11 protein-coding genes are annotated in these 12790 nt (G+C 61.3%); 1 reads left to right on the forward strand and 10 read right to left on the reverse strand.

Annotated features, from left to right (window positions below):
- Nucleotides 1-27 precede the first annotated feature (27 nt).
- From E3O56_RS14410 to E3O56_RS14425, 4 genes are all read right to left on the reverse strand, one after another.
- The gene (locus E3O56_RS14410; RefSeq protein ID WP_032878258.1) at nt 28-1434 is read right to left on the reverse strand and encodes a PIG-L family deacetylase; all 1407 of its coding nucleotides are present in this window, start codon (nt 1432-1434) and stop codon (nt 28-30) included.
- Nucleotides 1431-2327, reverse strand: a complete 897-nt coding sequence (locus E3O56_RS14415) for a GNAT family N-acetyltransferase (RefSeq protein ID WP_216090648.1) — start codon at nt 2325-2327, stop codon at nt 1431-1433. Before E3O56_RS14415 ends, E3O56_RS14410 begins: the two co-directional genes overlap by 4 nt.
- Nucleotides 2328-4085 (reverse strand): carbamoyltransferase, encoded by a 1758-nt coding sequence (locus E3O56_RS14420; RefSeq protein ID WP_003187998.1) that lies wholly within the window; start codon nt 4083-4085, stop codon nt 2328-2330. It lies immediately after the preceding gene.
- Between the two features lie 119 nt (nt 4086-4204).
- Entirely contained in the window at nt 4205-4540 is a 336-nt protein-coding gene (locus E3O56_RS14425; protein WP_032878260.1) for a YceK/YidQ family lipoprotein, read from the reverse strand.
- A 205-nt stretch (nt 4541-4745) separates the two neighbouring features.
- Between E3O56_RS14425 and E3O56_RS14430 the strand changes: the two genes are divergently transcribed.
- Complete coding sequence (locus E3O56_RS14430) at nt 4746-6824, forward strand: TonB-dependent receptor (RefSeq protein WP_148852946.1); 2079 nt, start codon at nt 4746-4748, stop codon at nt 6822-6824.
- A 48-nt stretch (nt 6825-6872) separates the two neighbouring features.
- Here E3O56_RS14430 and E3O56_RS14435 read toward each other — a convergent pair whose 3' ends face one another.
- Genes E3O56_RS14435 through waaC form a run of 6 tightly spaced genes read right to left on the reverse strand, consistent with a single transcriptional unit; the run spans nt 6873 to nt 12789 of the window.
- Nucleotides 6873-8318, reverse strand: coding sequence for a lipopolysaccharide kinase InaA family protein (locus E3O56_RS14435; protein ID WP_103733917.1), 1446 nt, complete (start codon nt 8316-8318; stop codon nt 6873-6875).
- Complete coding sequence (locus E3O56_RS14440) at nt 8318-9070, reverse strand: lipopolysaccharide kinase InaA family protein (protein ID WP_032878263.1); 753 nt, start codon at nt 9068-9070, stop codon at nt 8318-8320. Before E3O56_RS14440 ends, E3O56_RS14435 begins: the two co-directional genes overlap by 1 nt.
- The gene (locus E3O56_RS14445; protein WP_005784139.1) at nt 9067-9801 is read right to left on the reverse strand and encodes a lipopolysaccharide kinase InaA family protein; all 735 of its coding nucleotides are present in this window, start codon (nt 9799-9801) and stop codon (nt 9067-9069) included. Before E3O56_RS14445 ends, E3O56_RS14440 begins: the two co-directional genes overlap by 4 nt.
- Complete coding sequence (gene rfaP / locus E3O56_RS14450) at nt 9801-10607, reverse strand: lipopolysaccharide core heptose(I) kinase RfaP (RefSeq protein ID WP_032878264.1); 807 nt, start codon at nt 10605-10607, stop codon at nt 9801-9803. Before rfaP ends, E3O56_RS14445 begins: the two co-directional genes overlap by 1 nt.
- Nucleotides 10604-11728 (reverse strand): glycosyltransferase family 4 protein, encoded by a 1125-nt coding sequence (locus tag E3O56_RS14455; protein WP_005784135.1) that lies wholly within the window; start codon nt 11726-11728, stop codon nt 10604-10606. The genes rfaP and E3O56_RS14455 overlap by 4 nt, the downstream gene beginning before the upstream one ends.
- A complete protein-coding gene (gene waaC / locus E3O56_RS14460; protein WP_005784134.1) occupies nt 11728-12789 on the reverse strand; it encodes a lipopolysaccharide heptosyltransferase I in 1062 nt (353 codons plus the stop codon). The genes E3O56_RS14455 and waaC overlap by 1 nt, the downstream gene beginning before the upstream one ends.
- Nucleotide 12790 lies beyond the last annotated feature (1 nt).

Consider the following 12790-nt stretch of genomic DNA (forward strand, 5'->3'; position numbering starts at 1 on the left):
CCACGCTGGCCTGCCTTCGAGAGGGTTTCAGTCCTGCTTAAGGACCCACAACAGCTCGTGACGACGCACGGCCTTGCGAAAGAATTCGTTCTCGCCGTAAGGCGATGGACTACGTCCGGCAAGCACTTGCTGCAACCACTTGCGCACCCGGCGCTTGAGCGGCGCGCGCGGCTGCAAGTCGTGCATCATGCCCAGGGCCATGGCCTTGTCCTGCTGCTGGCTCAAGGTGAGTGCAAAGCTGCACGGCACCATCTCGGGCGATGAATCGAAACGTGGCGGCAGCGCCATCCCAGCACCGGAGTCACCCATGGGCCAGCGGTCATTATCATGCAGGTGGTTGGCATAACCGAGCAACGTGTCGGGCTGCCACTCCAGGCCCTGCAGAGCTTCAAGCACCGCCGCATGGGCGCAGATGTGGTCAGCGTGGGGGTCCAGCAATGGCGTGGGCAACACGATCACCTGAGGGCGCGCCTTGAGCAGCAGTGCGCGCAGGTCGGCGATCAGGTTGTGCCAGGTCGGTGCGCCATCTGCATCTCCCGGCAGGGCAAAGCCGTTGAACTGGCGAAATAGCCGCGTGTCGGCCAAATCCGCTTCGCGCGACGCCTGAGGCTGGTCCGGCGCAGCCTGCATGGCCTGCAATTGCATGCAGAAGTAACCCAACTGCACGCATTGTGCTTCGGGCACCCCGGCCCAACGCGGCACCGCGACGCTGTCCCAGGCACGCAAGCGGCCCTTGAGGCGTGATGCTTGGGCCTTGGGCAAACCCATCTGCTGATAGTGCTCGGCTTCGATCTCCCCGGCGGTCAGGGTCACGATCCAGCTTTCAGCCGCTTGACTGTAAAGGCTGAACGCGGCCAGCTCGGCATCGTCGGCGTGAGGAGCGATCACCATCACACGTTGCTGGCGATAGTCCGGTTGGTGGAAATGCCACAGAATCGGCTGCCCCTTGATCCGGCAAAAGCGCCCGCGCAAGCTGATGTTGCCCGCCGCCAGTGCTTGTGCAGCGCCGGTCAGGTTGAGATAGCGGCGCCCGTTGACGCCACGTTCAAAGGTTTGGCGGTCCGCTGAGTCAAGGCCCAACAGGTCCACCGCCGGGTCTAGGAAGCGCCCCAGCCACGAACTTTTCAACTCAACGCCAATAATCAGGGTTTCATCGTTCGCCAGCGGCGCATCCAGCAACAGCCGCCCCGACTCCAGGCGCAAACCGGGCTGCTCGCTGCCGGCTGGGAATGCGTACTCATAGTGGTCGCTGGGCGAGTAGAACAGGTGATCGGCAAACCACGCTTCATGGGCCGCCCATAGCAACACCGCCAACATCGGCGGCAACCACCAGGCCACCATTACACCGGTGGCAACCAGCACCGCCAAGCCGATCAACAGCGCGATGCGCTTGTTGCGCCGATGGCGCTTGAGCAGTTGCTGTTTGCGACTCATACGCTGAACACCGGCACCGGGTTGCACCAGCGCTCCTTATACTCACGGTCGGAACGACCGAAGGAAAAGCGCAGCGACTTGTTCGCCGCCCGCGCCTGCTCCCAGGCGCTTTGGGTATTGAGGAAACTCAACACGCTGCCAGGGCTGAACGCACGGGTTTGCGGGTCGACGCCGCCGTTGACGTACTCGGCGCTGAACCATTCATTGGACTGCACCTGATACACCAATTGCACCGCAATCGCGGCGTCATTGAGAAACAGCACCGAGCCGAACACAAATTCCTTGAGCAGCTCCAGCACCTCGGCCAAACGCGCCGCACCAGCCGCCGGGAACCCCCAGCGACGCTGGAACAGATCGCAATAAATCGCCGCCAGCTCCACGCTGGAGAACTCACTGACCGCCCGCACCACGCCGCCCGCTTCTTCCAGCAAACGCAATTCACGTCGTTGGTTGTAGCGAAACTTCTTCGACAGCTCTTCGGGAGTGCGCGCCATGGCCAATTGCTCGGCCTGGGGCTTGAGGGTACTGACGCGCCCTTCGTTAAGGGCCGACAGGTAGCGCGCCCGGTGGCGCAGCGGCAACTGCGCATCGACGGCAATGGGCAGGATGACCTCGGCATTGCCCAGGTCAAACAGGCCTTTCTTGCCGGTGCGCTTGAGCACGTCCTTGGAGAGAGCCAGATCGCGCCCCCAGGTGGCTATCGCCCCCTTGAGTTCACCACCTTGTTCCCAGCCTAGGTAGCGTACCGGAATCTGCGCCAGGCCAGCCAACCGCTCGATAACCTGCGGGTGGGTCGCCACGCTGCCGCCGTAACGCTGCCAGGCCTGGGCGTAAACCTCGGCCTCGACAGGCGCCCAGCCACGTTCACGCCAGCCCTGGAAGCGGTTCAGCATTTAAACCACGGCGTCATAAGGGTCCACGCCGTCTTTCACGACCAGGATGTCTTCCATGATCAGGTACTGCAGGTCCGAGCCGAAGAACATGTTCAGCGCGTCGGTCGGCGAGCAGATCATCGCTTCGCCACGACGGTTGAGCGAGGTGTTCAGGGACACGCCGTTGCCGGTCAGCACTTCCAGTTCTTTCATCATGTCGTAGTAGCGCGGGTTGTATTCGCGCTTGAGCACCTGGGCGCGGGATGTGCCATCTTCATGCACCACTTCCGGCACGCGAGTCTTCCACTCTTCCGACACCTCGAAAGTGAAGGTCATGAACGGCGCCGGGTGATCGACCTTGATCATCTGCGGGGCCACGGTGTCGAGCATCGACGGGCAGAAAGGCCTCCAGCGCTCGCGGAACTTGATCTGGTGGTTGATGCGGTCAGCCACGCCGGTGGCGCTTGGGCAGCCGATAATCGAACGCCCACCCAAGGCACGCGGGCCAAACTCCATGCGGCCCTGAAACCAGGCCACCGGGTTACCGTCGACCATGATCTTGGCGATGCGCTTGGGCATGTTTTCGATCTTGCGCCAGTTCGGCTTGCTCTCGTGCTTGGCGCAAGCGGCGATCACGTCTTCGTTGCTATAGGACGGGCCGAGGTACACGTGCTCCATCTTCTCCACCGGTACACCACGAGCGTGGGATACATAGGCGGCCGCGCCGACAGCCGTGCCGGCATCACCGGACGCCGGCTGCACGAACAACTCTTTCACGTCGTCGCGGGCAATGATCTTCTGGTTCAGCTTGACGTTCAGCGCACAGCCGCCGGCGAAGGCCAGCTTGCCGGTGTCCTTGAGGATGTCACCCAGGTAATGGTCGATCATCTGCAAGGCCAGCTTCTCGAACAGCGCCTGCATACTGGCGGCGTAGTGGATGTACGGCTCGTCGGCAATGTCGCCTTCGCGCTTGGGGCCCAGCCACTCAATCAGTTTTGGCGAGAAGTAGAAACCCTTGCCCTTCTCTTTGTAGCGACGCAGGCCGATGACGTTGGCGTAGTCGGTGTTGATCACCAGCTCGCCGTTTTCAAAGGACGCCAAACGAGAGAAATCGTACTTGCTGGCATCACCGTACGGCGCCATGCCCATGACCTTGAACTCACCGTCGAGCATCTCGAAACCGAGGAACTCGGTGATCGCACCGTACAGGCCGCCGAGAGAATCCGGGTCGTAGAATTCCTTGATCTTGTGGATCTTGCCGTTTTCGCCATAGCCGAAGAACGTGGTGGCGTACTCACCTTTGCCGTCGATGCCCAGGATCGCGGTTTTTTCCTGGAAACCCGAGCAGTGGTAGGCGCTGGAAGCGTGGGCCAGGTGGTGTTCAACCGGTTCGATCTTGATTTTCTTCGGATCGAAGCCCAGTTGTTCCAGGCACCAGACAATCTTGTTGCGATAGCGCTTGTAGCGACGGTTACCCATCAGGATCGCGTCGAGGGCGCGGTCCGGGGCGTACCAGTAGCGCTTGGCGTAGTGCCAGCGTGCCTCGCCGAACAGGCTGATCGGGGCGAATGGGATCGCCACCACGTCAACGTCCGAAGGCTTGATGCCAGCCTGTTCCAGGCAGAACTTCGCCGACTCGTAGGGCATGCGGTTCTTTGCATGTTTGTCGCGTACGAAGCGCTCTTCTTCGGCGGCCGCAATCAGCTTGCCGTCGATATACAGGGCTGCGGAAGGATCATGGCTAAGGGCGCCGGACAGGCCAAGAATCGTCAATGCCACTGGGGTCTAGCCTCTTTTAGTCTGCATGCAGGCGCATCGCGCCTGAAAAAAGTGTGCTTCCCGCCCGGGCGGGAAACAGCTAAAGGGCGGGATTATAGCTTAAAAGCAGTAGGAAGCTGTTAGCGCAGCTCGATGCTACCGTCGGCGCTTTGGCGGTAGATGGTGTAGGGCAAGACGAGCGTGTCCAGCACCGCGGAAACCGGCGCATCCAGAATGACCCATGGAATCCCGTTCAACGAGAGCCCACCCGCAGAGTTGGGAGGCCCATGCAAGACGCAGAGGTCATAAGCTACGCCACTGTAGATTCGCGAAACGGACTGACAGTAGGTTTTCTTGCCCTTGAGGTCACGAACAGTAACGTCATCGCCACGCAGCACGGTGGTCGCCGTGCCGCAGCCTGCAACGATCAACGACATTCCCAGCAACATCAGCAAGCGCAGGATAGGAGTCCACATAGTTGATTCTTCTTTTCGTTTGATAAAGATCGAAAACCTAGCACCACAAAACCAAGACTTCAGGCTTGCGCAGTCGACGCTAAGCGTAGGAAGCGTCCCAATGCGCCAGGCGGTAAGGAGTTCGGCAAATCAGAGGACGAGTCGTTAAACTTGTCACATTTGCACTTACACCCTTACTTGCGTGCGCTACCCACTCGGCCTTTTCATGACTCCTTCTGCTCCAACCTGCCTTGCCTTACTGCTGGGCCTGTGCAACACCGCCCAAGCCGACAATGCGCCCCTGATCCTGGATCCCAGCGTGGTCACCGGCTCGCGCAGCGCCAGCCCGACGTTCGACCTGCCGTATTCGGTAGACGGCATTAATCGTGAACAAATCAGCAACGGCCAACTGGGCATCAACGCCTCCGAAGCCCTGTCCCGCGTGCCCGGCCTGGTGGTGCAGAACCGCCAGAACTATGCACAGGACTTGCAGATCTCGTCCCGCGGCTTCGGCGCCCGTTCGGCGTTTGGCGTACGAGGCATCAAGCTGATCGCCGATGGCATCCCCGCCAGCACCCCCGACGGCCAGGGCCAGGCCGCAACGTTCAACCTCGACACTGCCGAGCGCATCGAAGTGCTGCGCGGCCCGGCGGCGACTCTGTATGGCAGTAACGCCGGCGGTGTGATCCAAATGTTCTCCCGCGACGGCGAAGGCCCACCGCGCATCGGCGCAGAAACGCTGGTGGGCAGCGACGGGCTGAACAAGAACCACCTTAGCGCGGAAGGCGCGGCGAATGGTGCCGGGTTCGTGCTCGATGCCTCACGCATGGACACCAACGGCTACCGCGACCACAGCAGCGCCCGGCGCGACCAGACCTTCGCCAAGCTCAACTTCCAGCCGGATGACGACAGCAAGCTGGCATTGATCTACAGCAGCCTGGAGCAGAACGGTACGCAGGATCCGCTGGGGCAGACCTGGACAGCGTACAAGGCCGATCCGCGTTCGGTAAGCGCCAACGCGCTGACCTATAACACGCGTAAAAGCATCGATCACCAGCAATTGGGAATGAACTACGAGCGCTACATCGGCAATGCGACGTTGCAGGTCAATGCGTATACCGGGCGCCGCAGTGTGATTCAGTACCTGTCGATCCCAAAAGGCACACCCGCCAACGAACGTGGCGGCGGCGTGGTGCAATTCGACCGCAAGTTCTACGGTGGCAGCGTGCGCTGGATGCAGCCCATCGACAGTGCGCCCGGCGACTTGATGATCATCACTGGCCTGGACTTCGACCAAAGCGAAGACAGCCGCCACGGTTATCAGAACTACAGCGGCAACACCCTCGGCGTGAAAGGCCAACTACGCCGCGACGAAATCGACACGGCTCGTAGCCTCGATCCGTATATCCAGGCCAACTGGGCCCTCGACCGCTGGACCCTGCAAGCCGGTGTCCGGCACAGCACCATGCAGATGGACGTCGATGATCAATTCCTGAGCAATGGCGATGCCAGTGGTAACAAGACCTACCAGAAAAACACGCCTTCGATGAGCGTGATGTATGCATTCACGCCCGACCTGCACGGCTATATCAGTGCAGGCAAGGGCTTTGAAACCCCGACCCAGGCCGAGCTGGCCTATGCCCCGGGCAACGTCGAGGGCTTCAACTTCGGCTTGAAGCCGCCTGAAAGCACTCAGTATGAAATAGGTGTGAAGGCGCAACTGAACAACACGCGGATCAACGCCGCCGTTTTTCAAATCACTACCGAGGACGAACTGGTGGTGCAGCAATCCATCGGTGGCCGTACCAGCTACCAGAACGCCGGTCGCACACTACGTCGCGGCTTCGAACTGGGTGTTGAAAGCCAACTGAACGAGCACTGGAGCACCAGCCTCGCCTATACCCGCCTCCAAGCCACCTACGACAGCGATTTCGCCAGCGGCGCCAACACCATCGACAAGGGCAACTACCTCCCCGGCGTCCCCCAGACCACCCTGTTCGCCGAACTGAACTGGAAGCCACGGGACTGGGTCAGCACGGCCATCGAAGGTATGTACCGCAGCAAAGTCTATGTCGAAGACACCAATAGCCAACACGCTGCACCGGGCTACAGCGTCTTCAACTGGCGGGCACGGTTTGAGCAGAAGGTGGAGCACTGGACCTTTCACCAGACCTTGCGCCTGGATAACCTGCTGGATCGTCAATATGTTGGGTCGGTGATTGTGGGTGACGGCAACGGGCGCTACTACGAAGCAGCACCGGGGCGCTCGTGGTATGCAGGCGCTGGGGCTGAATATCAATTCTGATGTGGGAGGGGGCTTGCCCCCTTCCACATTTGGGTATCAGGCGCCCGCTTAAACCACGATGGTTTTAGGCAACCGCTGATCGATCAACTGATACAACGCACTGCCCTGCGGCCAATTGCGCATAAACCGCGCCCGGTCTTTAGCGTATGCCGGCGCAAAACTGGCAACAGAGCCGTGCTGACACATGGCATCCAGATCAATCATCGCCCAACGCCCGTCATTCCAGAACAGGTTATGGCCTTTGAAATCGCCATGACTGATGCGCTCGCCAATCAACTGGGTAAACAACTGTTCCAGTGCGAGCAGCTCGCTCTCAGGCGCATCGCCGTTTTCAACATACGGCGCAAAGCGCTCGATGATGTCCGGCCCCGGCAGAAACTCGGTGACCAGATACGCACGGCTGCGCAGCCATAAAAAGCGCTTCTCCAGCACCGCCAGTGGCTTGGGCGTAGCAAAGCCGAGAAACGCCAGGCGGTTACCCTCGCGCCAGGAATGCCAGGCTCGGCTCGGGCGCCAGAAGCGCTTGAGCCAGTGGGCAAAGCCTTTGATGTTGTAGCGCTTGATCACCAACGGCCGACCAGCCACTTCGACCTTGGCCACACTGGCCGCGCCGCCAGTCTTGTACAGGTGGCCCTGGTCGAGCAAGGCGTCTGCCTGTTCCAGCACCGGTAACATGGCCGTTTCTTCTTCGCGACGAATCGCACGCAAGCCAAAGGCGCCACGCACCACGCTGAACAGCGTGCATTCGCGGCCAGTCTTGTCCAGAAAGTCCTTCAAGCGCCAGGCGCTGACTTTGCGCACCTGCTTTTCCAGGGCTTGCAGCGGCAAGGCGTGCTCACCATTACCCAGCAGGTAGTACACCAATAATTCTTCGGTAAACGGCTCAAGGTTTTTCGGCAGCTGGGCGAAAAACACGCCGAGGTTTTCCAGCACGCGATTGCGCGACAACGGCTTACCCGCCTCCTCGACACAAATGCCTGCGCCATCGATCAAGTACAGCTTGCCGTCCTGGCGCAGCAGGTTGTCCAGGTGCAGGTCTTCCTGCCACAGGCCTTTGGCATGCATTTGCGCAATCGCGCCCAATGCTTCGGCGAGCACGGCGGTTTGTTCGTCCGCCAACGGCGGCAGATGTTCGACGGCGTGCCACGCATCGGCCAGGCTTTGGGCGCCCTCGATAAACTCAAACAGCAGCCAGCCGCCCTCGCCGTCCTGCAAGCCATCGGCCAACAACAACGGTGTGGTCAGGCCTTGCTCAGCCAACAAACGCACACCCTTGAGTTCACGCTGAAAATGCCGCGCCGCCTTGCTGCCAACCAACAATTTGGCCAATACCGGGCGACCACGCCACACTGCCGCGCCCACGTAGCGCTGCCCGGGCAACACCCGCAGCAGGCTCAGCAGTTGCAACTGCCCCGGGCCTGCCGCATCCGCCAGATCGATGGTCAACGGCAGGCTGGGGCTACGGCCGGCATTTTTCAGCTCGGATAAACGCATCAGCGGTTCTCCTTGTGGCTGCGGCGTGCGGTCAGGCGCTGGTGCCAAGTGGAGACCAGGTCGCTGTCCTCGGGCTGCTCAAGATACGCCGCCAGCAGTTGGCGCACCTGCGCGTCCGACCATTGGGGCGCGCGACGCAGCAGCGGTTCCAGGTCCTTGACCCGGTCACGCCAGCCAAACAGCAACGGACGGGTTTTTTCCAGGTCGATCAGCTGCGCGGCATAACCCTCAGCGGTGGCCTGCAGGAAAATATGCTTGGGGTAAAAACAGCCATGCACCTGCCCGACGCTGTGCAGATGACGCGCCAGCTTGCCGCACGCCGACAGGATCGCACTGTGCTGGGCGACGCTCAATTGCTGCCACTGCTCCAGCAACGAATCCAGGTCGTTCCAACCATCCAGAGCACGGGTAAGCAGCATTGCCCGGCGCTCGCCCTTAACCTTGCGCTCACCGAAGAACGCCGCCTGCAGAGCAGGGATTCCGAGCTTTCGATACAGGCTGATATTACGGAACTCGCGCGCAAAACTCGGCTCGCCAAACGGCCGGTGCAAGGTGCGCGTCAGGTAGTTGCTCTGGCGCTTGAGGTAATAGCCCTGCCCTTCAAGCTCCAGGCGATACACACTGCTCCAGCCGCCGTGACTGGTATTGGGCTCGTCCACTGCGTCCAGTTGCTTGGCCCACAGGGCGTCAAACGTCGCCAGACCGTTGCGCTCAAGCAAGGCGCGGTCTTCGGCCGCCAGGAAGTCACTCATTCGCGTCCCTCAAAAAACTTCACCACGTGACGAATTCGCCGTTTGTCCGACGCCGACAAGTGCGTGCGCTGGCGGTATTGCAGGTAGAAACGCAGGCGCTGGGTGGCCGACAGGTGATATTTGGCGACCTTGTCCAGGCAAGCCAAGTCCTTGGTGATGCGGTACTTGAGCCAGAAACCACGCCAGAAATCACCGTTGGGGCAATCGATCAGGTACAGGGTTCGTTGGTCGTCCACCAGCAGGTTGCGCCACTTCAAGTCGTTATGAGTGAAGCGGTGCTCATGCATGGTGCGCGTGTATTCGGCGAGCTGGCGGCTGATGCCATCGACCCACCGGGGGTCTTTCAGGCGTTCGTCATTGCGCTCGGCCAGCACTGACAAGTCTTCCGTCTTGGGCAGCTCGCGGGTAATCATCGCGCCCCGGTTATAAGCCAGGCCCTTGCGGTCCAGGCCCCAGGCGACGACATCAGCCGTCGGGATGCCCCACTTGGCGAAACGCTTGAGGTTCTGCCATTCGGATTTCACCCGCGGCCTGCCCAGGTAACGGCGCAAGCCTTTGCCGGCGCCCACGTAGCGCTTGACGTAATAATTGACCCCGCCGCGCTCGACCCGGATGACTTCCGACAGCGGGTCGCGGGTCAATCGCTCGCCTTGCAAGGCAAATACCGCCTCCAGGCTTCCAAAGTCATCCGCCAGGGCGGCATAGGCAGGTTCCAGGTTCCAACCCGCCATCAGAGCGCATCCCCGTATCGTTGCTTGCGCGCGTAAAGCTTGGCGGCCATGCGCTCAAGCTCAGACAGCAGCGCAGCTTGCTCCGCCAGGATCTGGCGCAACGGCTGCTGGAAGTACGTCTTGAGAAAGCGCAGCTTGTCGCGCTGGGTCAGGCCGATCTCCAATGCGGAGTAATACAGGCCGGCCAGGTCCTTGTTACGCCAGCGCAGTGGAATCGTCGGACGCACCTGCGCACGGTGCAGGTCGATCACCGACAATTTCAGATTGTCGACGGTAATGGGCTGGTCCGTGTGCAACAGGAAATGGCAGAGGTAGCAGTCGCGATGGTTCACGCCACCGCGGTGCATCGCGCCGACGGTGCGCGCCAGCTCACGGGTCAAGGCGTGTTTGATGGCCGGCACGGGCGGTTGCTTGACCCAATCGAGGGTCAAGTCTTCCAGGCTGATAATCGGCGTCAGTTCCTGGGTAATGATGAACGAATGCTGGTCGGCCGGGTTGCTGCCTTTTTCGCCAAAGGCCACGGCGGTCATGGTCGGCACGCCCAGCGCTTGCAGGCGCTGGATCGCCAGCCACTCCAGGCCTGCGCCCAGTACCGGCAACTTGGCCGTGACCAGGTTCTTGAGGATTTCGCCCCAGCCAATGCCACGGTGAATCTTCACAAAGTAAGGCTGGCCTTCGACCACCGTACGCAACGTACGGCGAGCGGCCAGCTCGCGGAACACCTGGCCTTGCAGCTTCTCGACCTCGGCGAACGCATCGCGTCCGGCCCAGAGGGTCTTGAAGGGTTCGGCTAGAATCAACTTCATCGGTTTGGCTCCGCCAGAATCAGGTCCGCAGCGTACTGCGGCATGCTATAGAGGTCGGCCGTCTCGGCGAAGGCCAGACCATTGCGACTCCAGGTCGCACGCGCGTGTGGATCGTCGAGCATATCCACCAGGTACTGGTTGAGCTGGGCTTGCTCGAACGGCTCGTCCAACACTCGGCCGCTCTGGGCCTTGTCGATGTAGAACGCGTAGCCACACACCCGGCTCACCAGTACCGGGAGGCCGGCGACCACCGCTTCGACCAGCACCATACCGGCCGCCTCGTTGTACGCAGGGTGAATCAGCAGGTCGGCGCCCAGCAGGAAACGCGGGATATCACTGCGGCCCTTGAAGAACTGCACCTGATCGCCCAGGCCCAATGCCGCACTCTGCAATTGGAATACCTTGGGGTCGTCCTGGCCGATTACAAACAGTCGGGTGCGCTTCTTCAGCTTGGAAGGCAAGGCGGCCACGGCCTTGAGGCTGCGGTCGACGCCCTTGGTCTTGAAGCCCGAACCGATCTGCACCAGCAACAGGTCGTCCTCGGCCAGGCCGAACTCACGACGAAACTCAGCGCGGATTTCGGCCGCGTCAGGCGGAGCGCGCCGGTCGCGGGCAATGCCCGGCGGCAGCAAGTGGAAACGCTCGGCCTGGGTGCCGTAATACTGGGTGAACAACTTCTGCTGATGTTCGGACAGCACCATGATTTGGGTCTTGGCGTCCTTATCGAACACCGCGCGCTCGTATTCGGCGAAGTGCCGGTAGCGCCCGAACCAGCGGTACATGGGATTGCGCAGGTTTTGAGCCTTGTCTTCGAACACCCCGTCGGCGGCAAAATACACATCCAGCCCCGGCATCTTGTTGAAGCCCACCACGCGATCCACCGGCCGCTTGGCCAGGTCGGCCTGGATCCAGGCATACAGCTTTTCATTGCGACGGTGATTGACCAGCGCCTTGACCGGCGCCACCAGTACTTCGAAGCCGGGTGGGATGTCGCCTTCCCAGATCAGCGTATAGACACGAATCTTGTGGCCGCGCTGCTGGCACTCCAGGGCGATGCGCATGAAGTCGCGCTGCAAGCCACCGAAGGGAAAGTACTTGTACAGAACAAAAGCCAGTTGCATCAGTGCTGCTCCTCAGCCAGTAACAACGTGCTCAGCCGGCTTGCTACACGCTCAGGATTCAAGCGCGTGAAGCACAGGGGCGACTCACGCTTGATGTCGAACCGCCGCAGGTCGTCGGCGGTAGGTTGATAGGTACACTGCTTTTGCAGGCACGGCGCACACGGCCAGTCGCTGGCCAAATGGATCTGGCCCTTGCCGTAAGCGCCAGTAAGGCCCGGATTGGTGGGGCCGAACAGGGAAATGGTCGGCACATCCAGCGCTGCCGCCAGGTGACCGAGGCCGGTGTCCACCGCCACACAGGCGCGGGCGCCCGCCAACACGCCGGCCACGCCCGCCAGGTTGAGTTTGGGCAGCACTTCGGCGTTGGGCAGGCCTTGGGCCAGGCGCTCGGCCCGAGCCTTTTCGGCGGCGTTACCCCACGGCAATTTCACGTCCACGCCCAGGCGCCCCATGCGTTCGGCCAGCTCACGCCAATAGGCTTCGGGCCAGTGCTTGGTGTCCCAGGTAGTGCCGTGCAGCAGCAACACAAAGGGTTTTTTCGGCGGCAGGCCCAGCAGCTTTTCAACGCTCAGGCCATAGTCGCCCAAGCCTTTGGGCAGGTCGTAGCCCAGGGCCACGGCGAACAGTTGGCGCAAGCGCTCTACCGCGTGTTGCCCGCGGGCCACGGCCAGGCGTCGTGAATAAAAACGCGCAGCGATCGGCTCACGGGCCGAGTTTTTATCAAAGCCGGCCACTGGAGCACGCACATAGCGGGTCAGCCAGGCGCTTTTCAGCAGGCCCTGGGCGTCGATCACCAAGTCATACTTGGTCGACTGCACGGCCTGCTTGAAACGGCGCCACTCGCCGCTCTTGATGGTTTGCCAAAGGTTTTTGCGCCAGCGGCGAATCGCCACCGGGATCACCTTGTCCACCGCCGGGTGCCAGGTCGGGATTTCGGCAAAGCCTTCTTCCACCACCCAATCAAAGCGAATGCCGGGAATCGCCCGTGCTGCATCGGTCAACGCCGGCAAGGCATGGATCACATCGCCCAGGGATGAGGTCTTGACTACCAGTACCCGCAAC

This window comes from Pseudomonas sp. W2Aug9 (genome assembly GCF_023127755.1).
GTDB lineage: Bacteria > Pseudomonadota > Gammaproteobacteria > Pseudomonadales > Pseudomonadaceae > Aquipseudomonas > Aquipseudomonas synxantha_A.